This is a genomic window from Maritimibacter alkaliphilus HTCC2654, from assembly GCF_000152805.1.
GTDB classification, from domain to species: domain Bacteria; phylum Pseudomonadota; class Alphaproteobacteria; order Rhodobacterales; family Rhodobacteraceae; genus Maritimibacter; species Maritimibacter alkaliphilus.
Window position 1 is genome coordinate 103,857 of record NZ_CH902579.1, and the last position, 20,057, is coordinate 123,913.

At 58.7% G+C, this 20,057-nt stretch carries 18 protein-coding genes; 5 read left to right on the forward strand and 13 right to left on the reverse strand.

Annotated elements, in window-relative coordinates; all coding sequences use genetic code 11:
* Positions 1 to 202 precede the first annotated feature (202 nt).
* The 3 genes from RB2654_RS21030 (at position 203) to RB2654_RS21040 (ending at position 3,500) form a co-directional block, all read left to right on the forward strand.
* Complete coding sequence (locus RB2654_RS21030) at positions 203 to 784, forward strand: plasmid pRiA4b ORF-3 family protein (protein ID WP_200813253.1); 582 nt, start codon at positions 203 to 205, stop codon at positions 782 to 784.
* A 78-nt stretch (positions 785 to 862) separates the two neighbouring features.
* Entirely contained in the window at positions 863 to 2,122 is a 1,260-nt protein-coding gene (locus tag RB2654_RS23515) for a phosphoribosyltransferase-like protein (RefSeq protein ID WP_139199595.1), read from the forward strand.
* A 199-nt stretch (positions 2,123 to 2,321) separates the two neighbouring features.
* On the forward strand, positions 2,322 to 3,500 hold the full coding sequence (locus RB2654_RS21040; protein WP_050772053.1) for a reverse transcriptase family protein: 1,179 nt from the start codon (positions 2,322 to 2,324) through the stop codon (positions 3,498 to 3,500).
* A gap of 209 nt (positions 3,501 to 3,709) precedes the next feature.
* Here the strand turns inward: RB2654_RS21040 and RB2654_RS21045 are convergent, their stop codons facing one another.
* The 7 genes from RB2654_RS21045 to RB2654_RS21075 all read right to left on the reverse strand — a co-directional run bounded on the left by RB2654_RS21045 (position 3,710) and on the right by RB2654_RS21075 (position 11,161).
* On the reverse strand, positions 3,710 to 4,501 hold the full coding sequence (locus tag RB2654_RS21045) for an AbiJ-NTD4 domain-containing protein (RefSeq protein WP_008335632.1): 792 nt from the start codon (positions 4,499 to 4,501) through the stop codon (positions 3,710 to 3,712).
* A 12-nt stretch (positions 4,502 to 4,513) separates the two neighbouring features.
* Entirely contained in the window at positions 4,514 to 5,731 is a 1,218-nt protein-coding gene (locus RB2654_RS21050) for a type II toxin-antitoxin system HipA family toxin (RefSeq protein WP_027246249.1), read from the reverse strand.
* Positions 5,724 to 6,323 carry a helix-turn-helix domain-containing protein gene (locus RB2654_RS21055; RefSeq protein WP_008335637.1) on the reverse strand — a complete coding sequence of 200 codons (600 nt, stop codon included), beginning with the start codon at positions 6,321 to 6,323 and terminating at the stop codon, positions 5,724 to 5,726. The genes RB2654_RS21050 and RB2654_RS21055 overlap by 8 nt, the downstream gene beginning before the upstream one ends.
* A 244-nt stretch (positions 6,324 to 6,567) precedes the next feature.
* On the reverse strand, positions 6,568 to 8,043 hold the full coding sequence (locus RB2654_RS21060) for an argonaute/piwi family protein (RefSeq protein ID WP_008335638.1): 1,476 nt from the start codon (positions 8,041 to 8,043) through the stop codon (positions 6,568 to 6,570).
* Positions 8,040 to 9,374 (reverse strand): DUF4365 domain-containing protein, encoded by a 1,335-nt coding sequence (locus RB2654_RS21065; RefSeq protein WP_008335641.1) that lies wholly within the window; start codon positions 9,372 to 9,374, stop codon positions 8,040 to 8,042. The genes RB2654_RS21060 and RB2654_RS21065 overlap by 4 nt, the downstream gene beginning before the upstream one ends.
* Before the next feature lie 309 nt (positions 9,375 to 9,683).
* The gene (gene scpB / locus RB2654_RS21070; protein WP_027246250.1) at positions 9,684 to 10,274 is read right to left on the reverse strand and encodes an SMC-Scp complex subunit ScpB; all 591 of its coding nucleotides are present in this window, start codon (positions 10,272 to 10,274) and stop codon (positions 9,684 to 9,686) included.
* A gap of 2 nt (positions 10,275 to 10,276) precedes the next feature.
* Positions 10,277 to 11,161 carry a DUF1403 family protein gene (locus RB2654_RS21075; RefSeq protein WP_008335645.1) on the reverse strand — a complete coding sequence of 295 codons (885 nt, stop codon included), beginning with the start codon at positions 11,159 to 11,161 and terminating at the stop codon, positions 10,277 to 10,279.
* 125 nt (positions 11,162 to 11,286) lie between these two features.
* Here RB2654_RS21075 and RB2654_RS21080 point away from each other — a divergent pair, with 125 nt between their 5' ends.
* Positions 11,287 to 12,384, forward strand: coding sequence for a tyrosine-type recombinase/integrase (locus tag RB2654_RS21080; RefSeq protein WP_037207775.1), 1,098 nt, complete (start codon positions 11,287 to 11,289; stop codon positions 12,382 to 12,384).
* Between the two features lie 12 nt (positions 12,385 to 12,396).
* On the opposite strand, the gene repC is transcribed toward RB2654_RS21080, so the two are convergent.
* The 5 genes from repC to RB2654_RS21105 all read right to left on the reverse strand — a co-directional run bounded on the left by repC (position 12,397) and on the right by RB2654_RS21105 (position 18,545).
* Positions 12,397 to 13,677: a plasmid replication protein RepC gene (gene repC / locus RB2654_RS21085; protein ID WP_081940158.1), complete on the reverse strand. Its 1,281-nt coding sequence runs from the start codon at positions 13,675 to 13,677 to the stop codon at positions 12,397 to 12,399.
* Positions 13,678 to 13,903: 226 nt separating this feature from the next.
* Positions 13,904 to 14,926: a ParB N-terminal domain-containing protein gene (locus tag RB2654_RS21090; RefSeq protein WP_037207731.1), complete on the reverse strand. Its 1,023-nt coding sequence runs from the start codon at positions 14,924 to 14,926 to the stop codon at positions 13,904 to 13,906.
* Positions 14,923 to 16,278 (reverse strand): ParA family protein, encoded by a 1,356-nt coding sequence (locus RB2654_RS21095; RefSeq protein WP_009804235.1) that lies wholly within the window; start codon positions 16,276 to 16,278, stop codon positions 14,923 to 14,925. Before RB2654_RS21095 ends, RB2654_RS21090 begins: the two co-directional genes overlap by 4 nt.
* Before the next feature lie 209 nt (positions 16,279 to 16,487).
* A complete protein-coding gene (locus RB2654_RS21100) occupies positions 16,488 to 16,826 on the reverse strand; it encodes a DUF736 domain-containing protein (protein WP_008335659.1) in 339 nt (112 codons plus the stop codon).
* A gap of 555 nt (positions 16,827 to 17,381) precedes the next feature.
* Positions 17,382 to 18,545 carry an ATP-binding protein gene (locus tag RB2654_RS21105; protein WP_008335662.1) on the reverse strand — a complete coding sequence of 388 codons (1,164 nt, stop codon included), beginning with the start codon at positions 18,543 to 18,545 and terminating at the stop codon, positions 17,382 to 17,384.
* Between the two features lie 129 nt (positions 18,546 to 18,674).
* Between RB2654_RS21105 and RB2654_RS21110 the strand changes: the two genes are divergently transcribed.
* Complete coding sequence (locus tag RB2654_RS21110) at positions 18,675 to 18,968, forward strand: helix-turn-helix domain-containing protein (protein ID WP_008335665.1); 294 nt, start codon at positions 18,675 to 18,677, stop codon at positions 18,966 to 18,968.
* 8 nt (positions 18,969 to 18,976) lie between these two features.
* Here the strand turns inward: RB2654_RS21110 and RB2654_RS21115 are convergent, their stop codons facing one another.
* Complete coding sequence (locus RB2654_RS21115; RefSeq protein WP_008335666.1) at positions 18,977 to 19,888, reverse strand: DUF2493 domain-containing protein; 912 nt, start codon at positions 19,886 to 19,888, stop codon at positions 18,977 to 18,979.
* Positions 19,889 to 20,057 lie beyond the last annotated feature (169 nt).

Below are 20,057 nucleotides of genomic sequence, written 5' to 3' on the forward strand. Positions count from 1 at the left end.
CTCCGGAGGAGACTGCACCGCCAGCAGCACGTCGCAGCGAGAGGCGGCGTTTCAGCTCGGGGCGGGCGGCTGCGTGCAGCCGACCGAGTAGGGCGCGGTCCTGACCAAAGGGCAGGAGGGGCCAATGTTCCCCTTGAATGCTTCAACTTAAGAATCAAAAGTTACTTCAACGGCAGGGCCATTGAGACAGGCGGAACACATTTTGATTGAGCTGAAAATCGAACTTGTTGGCATCAAACCACCCATCTGGCGCCGGATCCTCGTGCCGAATGACATCAGCTTGGACATCCTGCATTCCGTTCTCCAGGGCGCTATGCCTTGGCAAGACTATCATTTGCATGAATTCGAGATTGGCGAAGACAGGTTCGAGGCCCGCGACGAAAGTGACGACAGCTGGGACCCAAACGATGGCCGGAAGGACGAAAAGAGCTTTACTCTTGGCGAGCTGGTCAAGAAAGGCAATCAGTTCATATACACTTATGATTTCGGCGATGGCTGGCGGCACCTCGTCACTGTCGAGAAGGTTAGCAAACCAACCGGAAGACCAGATCTGGACTTTCCCGCCTGTGTTGCCGGAGCGCGAGCGTGCCCGCCAGAGGACTGTGGAGGGCCCTACTCTTACGAAGAGTTTCTCGACGCGCTGACCGACAAACGCCACCCGGAATATCGTGATACAAAGCAATGGGCCGGCGCGTTCGAACCGGAAGTGTTCAGCGTGCAGCAAGCCAATGCTGCCGTCGGTGCGATGTTCGTTTGGGCGAAAGAGTGTCGCGGTCTAAAGTGACTCCTGACGCTGGCTTGGCGCGCGATCCATATGGCGAACCTCGCAACCATTTTGAAGAACTGAGATCGAGGTACCGACGTGACCACAAGCTCGACCATCATGCAGCCGTTGGTGAAAGCATGGGTGGATCAATTCGAAGAAGCGGACCGGGCGGATGCCGCGATCCTCGCGTCCCTCATCCGGCTTGTCCCTGGTGATGCTTTTCGCCGCGATTTGACGCGGGTCCTTGAAGACCGCCTGAGGATCGGTCCCAACCCCGTGGCGCTTTACAACGAAACAGAGCGTAAGAAATGGAAAGGGCAACCCAACCGTTTGTTTCCCGAGACGTCCCGCGCGAGTAAAATTCAAAAAGGGAAGAAGACTGTGCGCGCATATGGCCGCGTCGGACCGCCGCTGGTGCCTCGTCAGCGACAGGTCGCCGAAGAAATAGGCAGTGAAGGGGTTGTCGCCAACGTCCTGACCCAGTTGCACAAGCGCCATCGAAGGTCGATCCTTCTCAACCCTGGGGCCGACATAATTCGCGAGAAGCGCGCGCGCCGGTTCGTTCTGGTAACGGACTTCATCGGAAGTGGAGATCGCGTCATCAACTATCTCAATGCCGCATGGAGGCTGCGGACAGTGCGCAGCTGGTGGTCGAGGCGCAGTCATTCCGGCCTTTGTTTCGAAGTGGTGGCCTACGCAGGGACAGAAGCTGGGGTCGAACGCGTAAAGGATCACGCCTCATCGCCCACCGTCAGCTTGGTGACACGATGCCCAACAATTCAAACGGTCTTTCCCCGAGGAAAAGTCAGGCGGATGGAAGAGCTGTGTCGTCGCTATGCGCCACCAGGGTCCAAACCCCTGGGCTATGGCGAAGTGGGGGCGCTTTTGGCGTTTGATCACGGCATGCCGAACAATGCACCTTCGATGTTCTGGAAGGATGCAAGAAGATGGTCGGCGCTGGTACCGGAGCGTGCATCCAGTACAGCTGGTTCCCCCTACCAAGAACCGCACACGCCAGAGAAAGAAAGAGCGCGTATTGAAGCGTCTGCCAAGGCGTCGGATACCGGGGCAATTCTGCGCCCGACGAGCTTGGAAACGATCATCCTGTCTGCACTGCGCCGATCTCCCCGTCATTCCGAAGCGATATCGGGTCGTCTCGGCATGAACATCGATGATGTGTGCGAAATCCTTGACCGCTTGAAAGGTTGGGGTTGGATAAACGCGTCGCATCAACTGACCGAACGAGGGCGGATGGTTGCGTCACGACTGATTCGCCAAGACCGCAAGAGCCCCCTTCCCCAAGGCGACGACACGATGTACTTTCCGAATGCGTTGAGAGCGCCACGCGATGTCTAGTGGTTGCCGGGGTAACGACCGGCACCGTTGGTGTCACGTCCTGCCCGCAGGAGGTGATGCCTGGGCCGTCGATTGCGATGGGCTCACGGTCAAGCTTTCGCTTGATGCTCAACTTGATCGAACCGCACGACCTTGCGGTCGCCGCAGCGGTAGGCTGACTTGCGATCCGATCAAGCTCACCCTGAAGGGTGGATAGTAGATGCGAACGTGGAACTCTCAACGCTACTTCGCCGAAGGCCTTGCGGCAGGAGTGGATGAATCCATCCTCAATAATGCAATCGCGACAGCTGAACACACATTGCGGCAGCCAAGTCCCGGCCCGCCGATCCTCACCCTTGGCCATCTGGGGCATTTGGCGGGCGTCGATGTCGGTATTTTGAAAACATATGCCTCAAGGCAGGATGCGGACCCTTATCGGGAGTTCTCGATCCGCAAGCGCCCGATCCCGGGCCAACCTCCGCGCTATCGAACAATTGCCGTGCCTGAGCCGCCCTTGCTGAGAGTCCAGACTTGGATCGCGTCCGAAGTCCTGCGCCACGCACCCTGCCATTCGGCGAGCACGGCGTTTGCACCAGGGTCTCGGTTGGCCCAGGCCGCGGCGCGCCACTGCCGCGCAGTTTGGATGGTCAAGATTGATCTGCGGAACTTCTTCGAATCGCTGACTGAAATCGACGTGCATCGGGTGTTTTTGGAGCGGGGCTACCAGCCGCTGGTCGCGTTTGAGCTTGCGCGCTTGTGCACCCGTCTCCGCGACAAACATCGCAACGATACTGCTGTCTTGCCTCAGCGACGAACGCCCAAGTTTCGGCACTCGTCCTTGACATCGCTTTATCCACGAGACCTGCTTGGCGTCTTGCCGCAAGGCGCACCAACCAGTCCAATGTTGGCCAATCTCGCAGTGCGCGACCTAGATGAAAGACTGACTGCTATCGCGAAGACCTTCGGCGTCCGATACTCGCGCTATGCAGACGATCTCACCTTTTCAACGACACGAAAGTCGTTTGGAAGATCCCGCGCACATGATCTGGTAGGGCGAGTCTATGAGACCCTGGCTGCTCGAGGACTGGCGCCGAACCAATCCAAGACGACGATTGTTTCTCCGGGAGCACGGAAAGTCGTGCTCGGCCTTTTGGTGGACGGAGACACGCCGAAGCTGACCCGCGATTTCCGCTCGCGGCTTCGAAAGCACCTGTATCACATAAGCGCTCCCGATCAGGGGCCGGTTCAACATGCAGCGCGGCGCGGATTCGCCTCCGTTGAAGGCCTCCGCCAACATCTGTTGGGCCTGATCGCGTTCGCCGGTCAGATCGATCCGGTCTATGCGGCGAAATGTCGGGCGATTTTAGACTCGTCAGATTGGTCGCAGACAAGGAGGTGAATTTAATCTGTTCGATGGGCGTCTTCTACCTACGGATTTTCATCAATTTGGAGAAGCTTCTGAGCTCAAATCACCACCGGAGAACCTAGAAGGTCTTTCCAGCCTGAGATCGCACTGATTTTGAACCGGTCCTGTGAATTAAGTGTCGGCCTTCTGCGTTGCTCCAGTATCTCTGAAATCCCAGTCACTTCATCAGACTGTTCGGGCCGCTATATCACCGCGCGTTTGGCCAAATAGGTGCAGACCGCGCAGGCTACACTGACAACCAGCTCGGCCTCTGGCGTATCAACCTGCTGTCCTTCCAACCCGTGACGAGCGTTGTTGGACGCATAGCCCCACAGTTTCTCGGCTGCGGTATCAAGAGGTTTTGGAAGGTCCAATCGCTTTACAAGCTGGCCGAATGTTGCTTTGGAATCGCCGGCCAGATCCCGCGCGGTCGCTTCCATCGCTGCGCAGGCATGCTGGATTGCCCCGGTCACATCCGGCTCTGGCCGCCGAGAAATATCGCGCAGCGCTTCGTGGATCTCGCGTGCGGCGGCACTGCGCCCGGTATGTTCGAGGATTTCGACGGCCTCTTGTGTCGCGCCGGTAAATGCTTCGGAGCCGCGATAGACTATCTGGCCGTCGTTCATATGCCAGCCGATGCCATTTTCGACAAAAAACTGGTTCAGCCGGCCATCGAACCTGCTTGCATTGTCGTTGAACCCTTGCGCGAGTGCCGTATGGAACGCTTCAGCAATGTCATAGACCTTGTACCAAGGACAGTCGGCAAGTAGCCCAACGACCTCTTCCCAGATGTTGGGGTGCTCCGACCAGTTGTTCCGGTCAGGCGGGACGAGCAACACCTGACAGATGATCCGGCGCATGGCGGACGGGCTCATGCCGATGTCCTGCCCAATCAGCGGGATCGCATAGCGCAGGTTTTCGGGCGCGTCCTCGTGAACGGTTATCTCCGCGGCTGCGCTGCGGTAGCCGTGCCGGTTCGAAAAACTCTCTGCCATTCTGCCAATCCCCTACGCTATCGGCACTGTGTGCAAATGGGCTTCGATCGCCTTGATCGCATCCGCGGTCAGCGGCAGGTTTCCCTTTTCGGCCTGCCAGTGCTCATGGAAGCGCGCGACAGTCTCGCGTGCGGTTCCCAGAACCAGCTTCTCGGATAAACCGGCGTTTGCAGCCAGGTGCGACAGCTCGTCCTTCGAGAACCCGGAGAACTTCTTGGTGCGGCTAAAGGTGAGCGCCGCCTTGTCGTCGTCTATGTAGGCAATGGTCGAAACAAAATCGTAACACGGCGCGAGCGCTGCCTGCCTACGATCCGGATAGATCAGCGACCAGTTCTTGAGGTGCATGTCGGCATTGCCGATCAGCACATTGAAAGTCAGCCGCCGGATAAACTCGGCGATGTCGGCCTCTCCGCATTCAGCGGCCAGTACCTGTGCGATGTTGCGCTGGCTTGCCTTCTCGTACTTGTCCTTGGGATAAACGCGAAAGACCTGCGCGAAGTCTTCAATGTGAACAGCGCTGCCATCACTTAGACGGTCAAATCTTTCGACCGCCAGCGCCTGACCGCTGACCTTATCCATGCCCTCGGGCAGGTTGCCGATGTCGGCAACATCGATCAGCCTTATCGGCGGAACATCCATGCCGCAGAGACGCGCGAGCGTCATCATCGAGAATTCATTCTCGGGGACAGCATCGAAGCCTTGCGCTGGCAACTTGACGATCCAGGAGCCGCCGACCCCCTTGGCCGGAATCGCAAGACCGCCTTGTTTGTCTCCCAAAGCCGAGAACTTCAACTGAACGCCTGCCAGCGAGAACCTCAGCGCCTGATCTCGATGATCATCGTGATGATCTTCACCATCATCAGCGTCGGGGGGCCACGCCTCACCATCGGCGGGCCGAACAGTGACCGCACCGGGAAGGTCCTCGCCGAGAACCCAGAGCAGGAAAAATTCACGGACGGGCTTCACGCCCGCGCGCTCGGCGAGATAGTCTCGCATGTGACCTTCGGGCAGAAGATTGGAGAAGAAGGGCAGCAGGTGCATGTTCTGCGTACCGAAATCAGTGGTCAGTTCCCCAAGCTCATTCTTGAAACCGAGGCTCAGAACCGGCCTGCCCGCATCGGCGACATAGCCTTCAGAGAAAGCAAAGAGCGAGGTATCACCGCTGACCCGCGTCAACGTACCTATCGGCTCTCCGTAGAGCAGGACTTCAAGGACACTGACATCAGCCATGATCGTCACCATCCAGACGATAGGCCGGACGCGGTAAGGATGGTGCAGATACACCCGCCCCATGGGCGAGTGCGTTGCGCAGCATGCGCAACTGGCTCTGCGCCTGCTCGACCGCTTCCAGATTGCGCGGATCGCTCAGGAACTCCTGCATGGCAGCAGACGCTTCTTGCAACTGAACAACATCATCGGCTGAAAGCTTGAAGTGCATCAATTCGCGCGCCCGGCGCTGCAACTCCTGAACGACAATCTCAGAGAGCGTTTCACTGGGAAGCGCTGCTATCTGGTCATCAAGGCGCTGCAATAGGTTCGTCGCCTTACGCGCGCTCTGAACGTCACGGTGACCATCATCATCACCGCGAATGATCGCCCGAACGGCAGGCAGCTTCTTGCGCGGGACCAGAGTCAATTCCAGATCAAGTACACGTGCAAGCTCGACCAGGCTGGACAGACGCAGATCGACCGCCCCGTTCTCGATCTTGGAGATGTGGCTCTGTGGAACCCCAGCCTTCGCACTGAGCGCGCGCTGAGAGATCCCTTTGCGTTCCCGCGCGGCTTTGAGCGACTCTGCGATGTGCTCTATTGCGTAACTCATGATCTATCTTGCTGCTTCGTTTGCCATCTATGATATTCATAAACATATCACTCACTGAAGCAGACTTCAAGATTGATGTAGAATTCTACATCAAGGCATGCGCGTGATGTTCTTTTATGTATCAAACGCCAGAGAAGTCACTTGCCGAAAAAAGATCCGCTGGAAACTTGGGAGCTTCGAGGATCGACGATCAGATGCTCTTAACAGCAGCCACGGAGCCGACGGCGTGCTCCGTGTGCAGCTTCTAAATGTACTTCCGATAGTCACTGCTGACCTTTTGCCCCGAGGGAACGTATTTCAACACGTCACCAACCTTACGGGCTGCTCGGATCGGAATCGGCAAGCGTTGGTTCATCTGGGTCGAGTTCCAGTTCACCTTCGTGAGGCTGAAAACTTCCTTCGCAATCTGTTCGATCGTGCTCTCGCTTTGCGGGTGCGGACAGAGCAACAGGGGGTTCGGGACATAGAGGCCAGGATAGGTCCCATAGTAGGGAATGCTGCCGTTGGTATAGAGCAGCCCATTGCCGTCCAGTTCAACGAAGGTGCCGCGGAGGACAGGGAAGTCGCCGTCGCGCAGCACCTTGACTGAATAGCTCTCATGAATCCAAACGAGATCGCGCAGTTCCACACCTGCCTCGTCGAGCGCCTTGCCAACACCCTCGGCCTCGTCCTCGCGAAAGCGCGACGTCTTCATGACGATCACGCGTGCCGGCATCGTTCTATGGACCGACTTGTAGGCGGCCAAGGCGCTCTCGGTAAGCTTGTGAGCCTCATCGATAGTGAGGAACGGGTGGCGACCCCGCGACTCTGACTGCGCAGGACCGCCTCTAAGAATGAACCCTCTGCCCCGCTCGTCGAACATTTGCGCAGCACTGGTCCATATCTCGTCGGTTTCGGCATCCTTGAAAAAGCTGATGCCAATGTAACAGGCGGTGAACTCGCCTTCTTCCGGCAATCTGCGCCAGGGCACCTTGCCGCTGCCCTTGTAGTAGAGCGTCGTCATGAGGTTCCATGCGAGGTCAGCTCGATCTTGGGTTTGGCGGTCAGAGTTCTCCTTGATCTTGCGAGGGATCTTGGCATCGGGGTTGATGACATCCTCCCAGACAATCTGAATTGAGAATCTGAGGTCCATCGCTCTGGCCTTGAGCAAGCCACGGAAGTTCGGAGAGGTTTCTCTGCCAGCTTTCGCGTCGGCCGCTTCGCCCTCTATACCTTCGTCATCGCGCGCCCGCTCGTTTCTCCAGACCCGTTCGATCAACTTGACAGGGAGAGAAACCATGACCACGTCCGGCCGTTCATGATGCGCCTCCAACTTTTCCAGTTGCGCCATAACTGCGTCGACGGCTATCTCCACAGCACGCGCATCGCTCGGTTCCTTGGCAATCTTCTCGATCTGACCTTTCGTCAGCACTCCATCTTCGGCAGCCACCATTTCAAACCGGCACCGATAGGGGTTCTGGTTTCTCAACCCAGGGAAGTCCGGGTGCAGGTTCGGGTGCTTTTCGGTCTTACCCTCGAACCCATCTTCGATCGCATTCAGAAACTCGCCTGATTTTTCGACGGTCAGAGCGCTGCCAACAACGCCGACTTTGATCGTGTCCCCCAGGTTCGTTTGCAACGGGCCCGCCTGTAGCAACCCCAATCGTGGATCAGGATGATGGTGTTGGTCACCAAATTCCAGTTCAGGCTCCGGGAAGATCTTTGTCTTGAAGTCGCTCATAGGTCAAAGCTGCCTTGTTCATTCGAGCCGGACGGCTTCTTCGACTTCTGCGCCTTCGCGCCCCACACGTCCTCGGGCACACTCTTTGGCAGTTCGATGGAAGGCGGGTCACCAAACTTGATGATACGATCCGTCTTGGTGTCGGGTGCCAGCAGTTCGCCGGCATCTTCAAATTCCATACCTGACAGCAATCGATGCCACATGATCACCTGGCCTCGAACGGTGTTGTTTGTGTCGAGGCGCTTCTTCCCGGACAACAAGGCATCCGGATAGTTGAGCGCGCGCTCTCCATCCGAAGTGAAATAGTAGGATGGGTTGATGATCAGGTACCATTGGTCCGCCAAGCGCTCGAACCGGGGATGGAATGAATGGTGCCGCACATAGTCGATGGGCCCCTCCCCCTTCGACTTCTGATAGACGCTGACAACGTCTGCCTGTGTCTTCTGCTTCGCACCAAGATAGCGAAACTTGCGCGCGACGCCTCCAGGTGTTGGCAAGAAGTAGAACTGCTTTTTCTTTCGGTCCCATCCAAGCAAATCCCGAAAGTCATGGCCCAGAGTATGTCGCAACAGACCCGCAAATTTGTATTGCTGATCCACTGCGTCGTGTTGTGCCAGAAAGTCGGTTTCGATCCGTTCGACCTGATCCCGTTCGACCAGGTCGCGAACGGGTGTGGTTAGTGGGTCGCAGAATGTCCAAAGCGAGGTTTCATCGACCATCCAATCGTACCGCTGGCCGTCCCGGACCTTATTCATCCGGGCGAGCGCCTTCTGGGTAGAGAGCTGTGTCTGTGCGACGAAGATTTCCTCAGGAAGCTGCAATGGCACCATGTTGATGATCGCTTCCTCCCCTCCCCCAAGTGGCGGGACGTAGTAACCGTGTCCTTGCTTGGCGACGGTCAGGGCAGCGAGGTGATTCTTCGCACGTCCGTCCAAGACGTCGCGCTCCTTGTCGAACTGCAATGTGCGTTCGGCCTCGCCAACGAGGTTTTCGAGCGATTTCCAGAAGAACGTGTCATCTGATTGCCTGTAGAGAACAAGGATCACGGGTAGGTTGGAGCCGCGCCAGTAGTCGAAATCTGAAGCGCGGACACGATAGGTGAAACCGGCGTCCGTCTCGCCGACATAGCTGCCACGCTCAGTAGCCTTGACCTGAACGGCAATCATCTTCGCTGTCGGCTGATCATCGTCCATCACCTCAGCGATGCCGTCTATCCCCGCTTCCAGCCGTGAACGCCCATCGAATTGGAACCCAATTCGCAAGAATTGAAGATTAGCCGCCTTCTCCCCGATTTCGCCAATGCGCTGACTGGCAGTAATCTTCTTGTTCACGCCAATAACCCGTACCTTCCATATGAAAGAGATAGCACTTCAATCAGCGTTTCGTAAGGCCTCGGATACTACATGTAGGCCATGATGGATTGAATGATCGCAGATGAACTGGGTAGGCGACCCTTGGACTGACCGGTCAATAGGTCTATCAAGCTTTCCCGACCAGATTTCAAAACGACTGACGTTGTCCTCACGATGGAATTCGTTGCTGCCGACGATGATGCCCAGAGGTAGATTCCGCGAGAGCAAAGTCGGGATGAATTCTATGCCGAGGATTCCAGTTCGTCAGCCGACGCCCACTTGAAGCAGCTACCCCACAACCCCCGCATCCTCCAACTGCTCCCGATCGGGAAGATCGTGCAGACTCTCCAACCCAAAAGCGACCAGGAACTGCTCGGTGGTGACGAAGGTATAGGGGGCCCCTCGCCTGGGCGACTTTGGCCCGGTCCCGATCAGGTTGCGCGAATGCAGCCGCCCTATCAGGTCGCGGCTGATCTCCTTGCCGAAGATGTCCTTGAGCCCGTCGCGGGTGATCGGTTGATGGTAGGCGATGGCGGCCAGGACCGCGACGTCGAACTCGCTCAGATCCAGAAACTGGTTCCCGACATCTGCCGCTGCGCGGATCGCGGGCGCGTAGGCGGCCCGCGTCCGGAACATCCAGCCGCCAGTGACCCGAGCGATCTCGAAGGCCCGCCCTTCCAGATCGGCGGCAAGGTCCTCGACCAGCAATTCGACCGAAGCCGCCTGCCCCACCACGCGGGCAAGGTCTTCGCGCGGCACTGGCGAGGCACTGGCGAAGAGCACGGCCTCGATCCGGCGCATCCATTCCCGCCAGCGCAGCTCGGGCGGCAGATCGGACAACTCGCGGTCAAGCTCAAGTTCGGGGCGATCCTTGGCCATCACTATACCCCGTAAAGCCGGAAGGTGTCCCGCCCGGTCAGCTCGCGCACAGCGCCGAGGTCGACCAACCGATCGCAGAGCCGCCGCGCGGCGCGATCCGGCAAGGGCAGCGCCGAAGGGGCAACCGCATCGCTGGTCAGGAACAACTCGACCGCCTGCCCTGCCCCCTTGGCCCGGAGTTTCGGCGCGACGGATTTCAGATGCGTCGTTCGGCGCTCGAGGTCAGCGGCAAGGCGCACGGCCTCGACTGCCGATGAGACGAGCGCCCGATGACAGGCGAGACGCAGGTCTTCGCCATGCTTGCGCAGGTCGGCGCGTTTCAGGGCTGGGGCCAGAAGCGGCACGAGATGATCCCAGCCGAGTGCCTGAGCGAGGGCCGCATCCGCGAGGATCAGTCCTACTACATCTGCGCGCGGCACCTCGTGCAGTACCGCCTCCAACACCTTCGCGGCCCAGGTTACCGGCGCCCCTTTCCCCACATCAAGCCACGCGGCAATTTGGCGGAGGTCGAAGCTGGGCAAGGCTCGACCCAGAGCCTTGATCGATACCGGCCGTTCCACAGCGCGTCGCCAGGCGAGGCTAGTTTCGCCCGCCGGTCCGGGCAGATCGCCGGGTCGCAGCAGGTGCACCGCGTCGCGCAGCTCCCCTGCCCGCTCCGGCCGCCCAGAGAACGCGATACAAGCCTCGGCCGCGCGCAGCGCGAGCCGGTCCCGAAACAAGGCTTGGGGCACCTCCGCGCGTCCCAACATAAGATGCAGGTGGTTCAGCGCCGAACCCGACAAAAACGCAACATCTTCAAGGGTTTCAGCGCGTGCAGAGGTGACCCAGGCGGGCATCCGGGGTAACGTGTCGAGGTCGACGATGTGATCCGGCCGGGCAAATGTCATGCCTGCAGCCTATATCAGCGCGGCGCTTTCTACCAGAAAATAGCACATAAACCGCCCCACCTTGTCGCTCGCAGTCATGTCCAATAAGTTTGCATTATCGGACACCAAAGAATATGCTCAGCGACATGTCAGAAAACAACGAGAAATCGATCTCAAAGCCGCCAAATGGGCCTTCGGTCAGCGAGAACAACGAGAGAGATCATCCCAGCAGCGAGGCTTTGAGCCTTCCTTCCTTTGTGGCTGGTTCAGGCACGCTCGATCGGCTGGTGGATACCGCGCGCGACTATGCGCGCGCCGCGGCCTCGGACAATACGCTGAAGGCCTATGCGAAAGACTGGGCGCATTTCGCGCGCTGGTGCCGGATGAAGGGCGCGGAGACTCTGCCCCCGTCGCCCGAAATGATCGGGCTCTACCTTGCGGACCTGGCGTCCGGAGCGGGCCCCTCCCCTGCCCTATCGGTCAGCACCATCGACCGCCGCCTGTCGGGCCTCGCCTGGAACTATGCGCAGCGCGGCTTTGCCCTCGATCGCAAGAACCGCCATATCGCCACCGTGCTGGCCGGGATCAAACGCAAACACGCCCGTCCGCCGGTGCAAAAGGAAGCGATCCTGGCCGATGACATCCTTGCGATGGTGGCCACCCTGCCTTTTGACCTGCGCGGCCTCAGGGATCGCGCGATCCTGCTGCTGGGCTACGCCGGCGGCCTTCGTCGCTCGGAAATCGTCAGCCTCGATGTCCACAAGGACGACACGCCGGACTCGGGCGGCTGGGTTGAAGTGTTCGACAAGGGCACCCTGCTCACCCTCAATGCCAAGACCGGCTGGCGCGAGGTCGAGATCGGCCGCGGCTCCAAGGATCAGACCTGCCCTGTCCATGCGCTCGAACAATGGCTGCACTTCGCCAAGATCGACTTTGGCCCAATCTTTGTCGGCACCTCGCGGGACGGCAAGAAGGCGCTGGAGACACGCCTCAACGACAAACACGTCGCGCGCCTGATCAAGCGCACCGTGCTCGACGCCGGCATCCGGTCGGACCTGCCTGAGAAAGACCGCCTGGCGCTGTTCTCCGGCCATTCGTTGCGCGCCGGTCTCGCCAGCTCCGCCGAAGTCGACGAGCGCTACGTCCAGAAACACCTCGGCCACGCTTCCGCCGAGATGACCCGCCGCTATCAGCGCCGCCGGGACCGGTTCCGGGTGAACCTGACCAAAGCCGCCGGTCTCTGAGCCCCTGCCCTATCACGCCGCCTGCCCACTGAGCCTACCATAGAAGCTGCGCTCGAGATGCAGCTCCCCTGCCCCGGCCTTCTCGACCATGCCCCGCAGATAGCCGCCCGGCGAGGCAACCTCGCCCGCACTGTGCTTCTCGAAGACGAGGGCAAACGCGGCCGTGGCCACCTGGGTGCCCATTCGGTCCTGCGCCACGTTCCAGGCATGCTCAGAGATCCCGATCATCGGCCTGAGTTGACCGGCAACCCGGTGCAGATCGCCCCAATCTTTCAGGAATCCACCCAAATTCCGCGCCCAGGATGCGAATTCCGGACAGGCCTGCATGATTGTCGGCAGATCGAGCGCTGTCCGCTTCTTGCGTACCTCGGCAACCCAGTCTTCCAGCTCCCTATCAACCCGCTCTTCGGGTTGGGCATTAGGCACCACACCCGCCGCTTCCTCTTTTTCAGAGGAATTACTAGTTACAGGATTAAGTTGGTTTGTAATTAGTATATGAGGTTCAGAAATGACCTCCCTGGGGTTCATTTCTTGAGTCTTCTTCGTGACTTGGGCGTGTTTATCATCGGTGTTTTCCACAGGTTTTGTCGCAACAGTCGCCTTAAGATAAGCCGCCTCGACCCGTTCTTGGAGTTCCTTGAACCATGCCAATAGCCGCTCCAACTGCTCTGAAGCTTCATGACGGCGCGGAAGTCGTTCCAGAAGCTCCTCAAAAAGCCCCGTGAATTGCCTCCAGGGCCCACGCAGAGCGCTGCTGAGAGCTGCCTCGATCCGGGCTCGGATCATCCGGCGCGCCACAGTGATCTGGCGCTTCAGGCGTAGGCAGAGCTCGCGTTCAGCCTGCAACTCAGCATGAAGCTCCTCGAACTCCTCGACACGGGCTGAGAGCGGCGACAGATCGAAGCCATAGGCCTCGACGATGCGGCCATCGACGTCTCTGCGGCCCCACCGCTTGCCATTGGGGCTATCCTGGAAGGAGATCACGCCGATCTCAGCAAGGCGCCGCGCGTGGCGCTTGAGGGCAGACAGCGAAAAACCCGTTTGCTCCATCAGATAGGCGTTCGACGCCCAGACGATCGGACGCTGCCCCTCCTCCCAGTCCTGGGCCTGGGTAAAGGCCCCGAGCGTGTCGAGGAGCAACATGTCTCCGGCCTTCAAGCCGATATGTGCCCCCACGCGCTTAAGTGCCACGAATGCCCGTGTTTTGGGTACTGCTACCCGTTCACCGGCTTGGGCAAGTTGCTCAGCAACCCCAAGACCCGGTGTCGGCTTGCGCCAACCTGTATGTTTCATGCCTGTATCTCACCTCCGTTTATGTGGAGGCAAAAGAAAGCCGTTCGCTCAGGAGCGTTCGTCGTTGACAGTGAATCCTGCGAGACTTATCTTGAAGGTGACCAAACCATTAAGATCAGCTCTCAGGCCACACCGCTTGGGGGCTTTTCTTTTGCCTTTATTTCGATTGTCGTTCCTTTTTGCTCCTTGCCTCGTCGTTCTGGAGGATATGTCGCTGACATTGTCGTCAGTCGGTTTCCTTCCCCGAACCTTCGGCGCTCAAGTAGTCGGCGACTAAATCTCCGAGCTTCTCGAGACGCTCTTGGTCTATCGGCACACCTGCAACCTTGATGGATAGGTTTCCATCGACTGAAGTCGCCGAAAGATTTCGGTTGCCCACCTTGCGTTTGACCGTGAGCTTTCTGGGCTTTGCCTTCGGTTTGAGCTTGGGTTTGTTCACCCTCTCCAAGCTCGCTAAGGCTCCCTGCAAATCACGAAAGCTCATGTCGTAGACATTCTTGAACGCGTTCAAGATCTGATCCTGCGCAGCGAAAACAGACCTCGCTCGTGAGACTAGGCTCTCATGCACGCCAATTTTCTTTGCGAAGGCCACAGCTGTCAGCTTGTCTGCCCCAGAAGCCAACGTTTCATACATTTCACCAATCGAAACCAAACGCTCAAATGGGCTAAGATTCTCGCGCTCCTCATTCTCGCGGAACCGCAGAAACAACATCTCAAACTTGCTGTTCTCGGCGTTTCGCGCTTCCGGCGAAGCGAGGATTGCACGAAGAGGTAAACCCAACTCCGACGCGGCCGCCAGTCGGCGGCGTCCTGTAAGCATGACAAATGGAACACCAGTGACGTTCGACGGCTCCAACGGATCCGGCTCCCAATCCGGATCCTCGGGCCACACCAGAATGGGTGTGTCCTGCCCGTTCGAGGCAATGCTGTTTACCAGAGACCTGAATGCTTCCTGGGACATCCAGTCTTGACGGCGGTCTGTCCCCATCGGATCTGATATCTGGTCTGGCGACAGGCTTATTTCGTGGCGGCCGTTTAAGATATCCGAACAAAGCTCAGCTCTGCTTCGCTCCACAGCGGCTTGCGATTGCGCAAGCGCCCCTGATTTCCAAGCACTGCCGGCCCCCTTGAAAGGAGTAGAAACAGCGTCGCCCGTTTCTGCCCGGCCTTCGGGACCGGGCGTGCGCTCCTTGGATGTGTCGGGACTAGTAGCCTTGCTGACCAGCGACCTTGGAATACTGCGTTTCATGCTTCACCCTCGCCGTCATCTTCATAGAACTCGTCCATCCATGTATTGGCATAACCGCGTTCGAAGCCCGGCCAGAGTCGCGATACTATGGCGTCGTTAACCGCATCGGCATTCGTGATGAACCGGTTGATCCCCTTGCGTTTTCCCGGCGTGTCCGGCTCATATTCGTATACGGATTGATAGACGTCCGACGCATTCGAGATTGCGTCGGAACGCAGATAAAACACCGGCAGAATTTCCGTGGGGCAGTGTTCCAGCAGGTTTCCGATGTGGTTTAGATCCTGCGCATTGGATCGTTGGACGATCGTCGGCAACAGCATGTTGGCACCAGTTCCTATTTCGATCCGTTCATGGGCCAGAATATGCTGAAGCATCCCCAGCAGGCCGGTCACAAAGGTCGACAGCGTTGCGATGTCAAACCCCTTCATGGTTTGCGGGATGACCAGCGAAGTCGACGCAATCACGTTATTCAGCTGGAAAAGTGTCAACGCAGGCTGATAGTCGATGATGATGACATCGAGGGTCTCGGTCAGCGCAGCGTTCAGTCGCTGCTGATCGACCTTGCCCTCGACTACCAATTCGTTGGGCAGCGTTTTTGGCGGGTGGCCCGCTTTCCAGCGATCAAGGGCATCGCGCAGGTAGCGATAGAAGCTCTTTCCGGCGGGGGCCTCTCGCACAAGGCGCGCAATCTGGATCTCTCCCTCAGACGTTTCGCCATGTGCCGGCAGCAGACGCAGCCCCGGCCAGGAGGTCTTTAGAAAGAAGCTGTCGAGCGTCTGCGCATCGTGATCAGTGTATGGCGCATCTTCCGACTGGAAGAGGCCGGCAAAGTCCACCATGGAGGCGGTGTTTTCGTCGGGCATCTGGGGAAGACCTTCACCCCCGACAAAGTAGAGCGTTATCGTGCTTTGCGGGTCTGCATCCATGACACCAACGCGCATGCCGTAATGCAAGCTGAGATACTGCGCAAAATGCGCGGCGCTCAGGCTCTTAGCCGTGCCCCCTTTCTGGCTGGCAAACGAGATGACGGGTAAGGGGGCGTCGGGTTTGCGCCAGGCTAGGTAGTCGTAGGGCCGCTTTGCCGAGGCCGCCAGAAGGGCCCGCATGTGCATCAATTCGGAAAGCGTGAAAACACGCTCTCTTCCAACATATTCGCCCGCGGGAAAGTCGTCGCTCGAATTGGCGAACTTGGTTAGATACTGAATACTGACGTTCATAAACCTTGCGCACTGGCGCATTGACCACGTGCGCTTGATGCGCTGACGCAAGGTGAGTTCCTTGTTCACTGCCACCATCGTGCGCTCAAGCCCACGTGACAGGTCCGTCAAAAACTGTTCTAGACTACCGCTCATTCCTAAGCCCTGACTTCGGTTGGGTCCGAGTTCGACTCGATTCTGCTTCTATGGTAGCACGGTTTTGGAGGAAAAATAAAGATACCACGCGCCTATGAGTTTCAGGCGCTTATTTAGAAGCTCCACCACCCCTAAAACTCCAATCTTGAACGCGTTCAAGATTGGAGTCTTGATGGGCCGGTCGGTGGAGAACCGACCGGCCTTAGCCGTCACGCGGCGTCTTTGGGACCCCAGGGGATGACGGCCTGCAGGGACAGATCGTCCTGGTTCGCGGCCTTGCCGAGGTTGGCGTTGAAGCCGTGGTCGCGGATGGTCAGCGTGTAGTAGTCAGCGCCGGTCTCCTTGTTCTGCTTCTTCCAGATGCCGCCGCACTCGACCAACTTGCCGCGCGGGGAGCGGCCGAGGACGCGGTGCGTGGGGGCCATCGGGTTCGAGCTCGCGACGGGTTCGACCGTGATGTCGAGGTCGAAGGTCAGGGTCGAGATGGAGCCGACGCCCTTGGCGGTTTCGATGTCGGCGCTGGTGAATTTGATGCAGTTCGTGGTCATTGCTCTTCTCCTTGTTTGCGTTGCAATGATGGTCACCTTGCAGCTGGCCAAGGCCCGGCCACACCGAAGGCGGAGCGCAGCGGAGAGGGGCAGGCGCCGGTCTTTTTGGTCCGCGCGGAATGACCCGCAGGGTCAGGGGAAAAAGATCGGCGACAACCTTTGTGGACGGGACGACAGCTGCGACCAGCATGTCATGCAACTCAGACAAAGGGAGAAGTGCGGTGGCCATGAAGGAAAGTAGGGGAACAGACGAGAGAGATGCCGCAAGGAGTAGGGATTGTCTTCTCGTCCATCCAAACTTCAAGACTCTTCGAAGACCAAAGCCGTCAGATCACAAATCGATGGCAACGGCAGAGCATTCGCCCATCCTTCCGTGGCATCACAGGGGCGTTTGCGTTCGCATTCGGAGATGCAGGCGTCCAGATACCATCGAGTTGCCAGACACTCATCCGCTCTGGTGCCCGACTAATGGCCAGACCTGGCTCTGAGATTCTTCGCGTGTCGCTGTTATCCTCAGACCAATGGAAGTGTCCTGAGCCAGAGATAAAAACGAGGTCATAGCGCGCTCAACAACTCGATTGCATGTGCCAGTGGTAACGCTCGAATGTCCTTCGCGACGGGGACCTCATGCTCACCGGCATAGACCAGGAGCTTTCGGTTGGCTCCAATGTCCTCGGCCCCTGTGTGAAATCCTCTCGAAACCTTTGGTGCAGTCGTCCGTTTGATCTCAACAGCCCAGATGTCGCCGCTTGGCAAACGCAAAACCAAGTCGAGTTCAGCACCGGCCGAAGTGCGATAGAAGAAAGGTTCGGTGCCTAAAGGGGCGGCAGCAAGAAGCGCCTCGATACAGAACCCCTCCCAACTGCCACCGACGACCGGGTGCCCGAGCAAGCCTTCTGTCGTGCCGATGCCCAACAGCGCATGCACGATGCCGCTGTCTCTCACATAGACCTTTGGCGATTTCACCAGACGCTTGCCGACATTCTCGTGCCAGGGCTGCAGGCGTCTCACCAGCATGAGATCGACGAGCAGATCGAGGTAGCGCCCAACGGTCTGGCCGGACACGCCCAATCCCTCGGCAAGGGCCGCGGCGTTCAGAAGGCCGCCCTGGACATGCGCAAGCATCGTCCAGAACCGCCGCAAGGTCGCTGCCGGAATCCGAGGTCCGAGGGCAGGGATGTCTCGCTCCAGATAGGTGCGCAGGAAATCCAGACGCCAGTCCATACTTGCCCGATCGCTCGCGGCCTGAAAGCTGTCGGGAAAGCCGCCGCGCAGCCAGAGCAAGTTCAACTGATCGGCCCCCACCTCGTCAGGCTGCAAGGGGGGCATTTCAACATATCGAACACGACCGGCGAGGGATTCCGCCGTTTGGTGCAAGAGGATATTGGAAGCCGATCCCAATAGCAGGAACTGTCCCGTCCGAAACCCGGCCCGCCGACGCTGATCGATCTGGCCGCGCAAGGTTCTGAAGAGGTCAGGCATCTGCTGCACCTCGTCGAGGATGACGAGTTTGCCCGCCTGTTCGTCCAGATAGAGATCTGGTTCAGTCAGGATTTGCCTGTCCGCCTCACGCTCAAGGTCGAGATAGACAGATGGGCGCTCTGATGCGATGTCGAGTGCAAGTGTTGTCTTTCCGACCTGTCGGGGGCCGAGAAGGACCACAGCCGCTTGGCTCTCCAAGGAAGACTGAACGAATTGTTGGGTCTTGCGTTTGTACATACCTTGCAATTACTCCACGATACGGAAGATTTGCAAGGTTAATCTTACCTACGGCCATAGCTAGTTGCTCAAGCCGAAGTATCTTACTGCCCCAGCAAAACAGCCGTGGCCAAGGAGCATCGACGCAAAATGAGTGCATTCAAATCTGTATCCAAGGGCCTCGAAGAGGCTCTGGCCTTCGCGAATGGCGATTTGGCCGACGCCAAAGTGCATGAAGTGTCCGTGGCGGAGGTCGATGTCGCCGAAGTCCGGCAACGGACGGGCCTGTCCCAGGCCGAGTTCGCCAAGAGCATTGGCGTCGCGAAAGGTACGCTCCTGAACTGGGAACACGGGCGCCGGCACCCGACAGGCCCAGCACAGGTTCTGCTGGCATTGATCGCCAAGAAGCCTTCCGTCGTACAGGACCTCTTGCGCGGGGCGTGAACCGGGGCCTAAGCCCCGATCCTCTTGATGCGGATTCCGAGCTTGCGGGCCTTGTCGACGATGTTCTCGGTGATGCCCGAACCGGGCGTGGCAATCAGACCCTGTGGCATGGTTTCGAGCATCTTGTCGTTGCGCTTGAAGGGGGCGGCCTTGCCGTGGCTCTTCCAGTCGGGCTTGAAGACCACTTGGGTAACGCCACGGGTATCTGCCCAGCGGGCCGCGATCATCTCGGCACCTTTGGGCGTACCGCCGTGCAGCAGCACCATGTCGGGATATTTCGTATGGGTGGCATCGAGGACGGACCAGATCAGATCGTAGGCGTGATAATCCCCGCCCGAGAAAGCGATCCGCGTGCCTTCGGGGCAGTGCACCTCGGTCTCTTTGCGGCGCTTGGCCGAGAGATAGGCCCGGCTGTCCACCACGGCGGAAGTCAGGCCGCGATGCGAGACCTTGGAACCGGTGCGGGGCAGCCAAGGAGACCCGGTGGCGGCCGAGAAGTGGTCCACGGCCAGATCGCGCATCTGTTCGAAGGCGTCGCGATGGTCCCAGAGCTTAAGCCCGATCAACTGGAGGCGTTCCAGTTCAACCGAAGCGACCTCGGAACCGTCCTGGATGGCCAAACTTTCCCGGACCTCGAATTCGTTATCGTCGAGAAGCTTCTGGATATGGGCAAGCCGGCGATGGAAGATCGAGGTGAGGGACCAGAGCATCTCTTCGAGATTGTCTTCCAACTGGCTGCCGGTGAGGAGGCCGATAGTGGTGTCGAAAAGTGTCGCCATGGCGAGCTCGACCTCGTCAGGCTGGGGCAGGGGGCGATGATCGGTCTCGCCGGGTCCTGGTGTTGCGCCATGAAGTGCGAGGTGGTCGAGGATGGCGGAGGTTACGCCGGTTTCCTCGGGGATGTCTGTCTGATGGGGCATTGTCTGGTTCCTCTGATTGATCTGACCCGATTTGGATGGGGCGATAACAGGACCGGCGGCGACCGGGCCGCATCCGTCAGGATCGGAGCGCAGCGGAGAATGCGCCCAGGGCCGGAAAATTGCTCCCGCGAGGAATGAGCCGAAGGCTCAGGGGAATTTTCTGGTGCGG

Coding starts and splice junctions, on each gene's coding strand:
- RB2654_RS21040 (WP_050772053.1), top strand. CDS start 2,322: ATGCGAACGTGGAACTCTCAACGCTACTTCGCCGAAGGCCTTGCGGCA.
- RB2654_RS21045 (WP_008335632.1), bottom strand. CDS start 4,501: ATGGCAGAGAGTTTTTCGAACCGGCACGGCTACCGCAGCGCAGCCGCG.
- RB2654_RS21050 (WP_027246249.1), bottom strand. CDS start 5,731: ATGGCTGATGTCAGTGTCCTTGAAGTCCTGCTCTACGGAGAGCCGATA.
- RB2654_RS21055 (WP_008335637.1), bottom strand. CDS start 6,323: ATGAGTTACGCAATAGAGCACATCGCAGAGTCGCTCAAAGCCGCGCGG.
- RB2654_RS21060 (WP_008335638.1), bottom strand. CDS start 8,043: ATGAGCGACTTCAAGACAAAGATCTTCCCGGAGCCTGAACTGGAATTT.
- scpB (WP_027246250.1), bottom strand. CDS start 10,274: ATGGCCAAGGATCGCCCCGAACTTGAGCTTGACCGCGAGTTGTCCGAT.
- RB2654_RS21075 (WP_008335645.1), bottom strand. CDS start 11,161: ATGACATTTGCCCGGCCGGATCACATCGTCGACCTCGACACGTTACCC.
- RB2654_RS21080 (WP_037207775.1), top strand. CDS start 11,287: ATGTCAGAAAACAACGAGAAATCGATCTCAAAGCCGCCAAATGGGCCT.
- repC (WP_081940158.1), bottom strand. CDS start 13,677: ATGAAACATACAGGTTGGCGCAAGCCGACACCGGGTCTTGGGGTTGCT.
- RB2654_RS21090 (WP_037207731.1), bottom strand. CDS start 14,926: ATGAAACGCAGTATTCCAAGGTCGCTGGTCAGCAAGGCTACTAGTCCC.
- RB2654_RS21095 (WP_009804235.1), bottom strand. CDS start 16,278: ATGAGCGGTAGTCTAGAACAGTTTTTGACGGACCTGTCACGTGGGCTT.
- RB2654_RS21100 (WP_008335659.1), bottom strand. CDS start 16,826: ATGACCACGAACTGCATCAAATTCACCAGCGCCGACATCGAAACCGCC.
- RB2654_RS21105 (WP_008335662.1), bottom strand. CDS start 18,545: ATGTACAAACGCAAGACCCAACAATTCGTTCAGTCTTCCTTGGAGAGC.
- RB2654_RS21110 (WP_008335665.1), top strand. CDS start 18,675: ATGAGTGCATTCAAATCTGTATCCAAGGGCCTCGAAGAGGCTCTGGCC.
- RB2654_RS21115 (WP_008335666.1), bottom strand. CDS start 19,888: ATGCCCCATCAGACAGACATCCCCGAGGAAACCGGCGTAACCTCCGCC.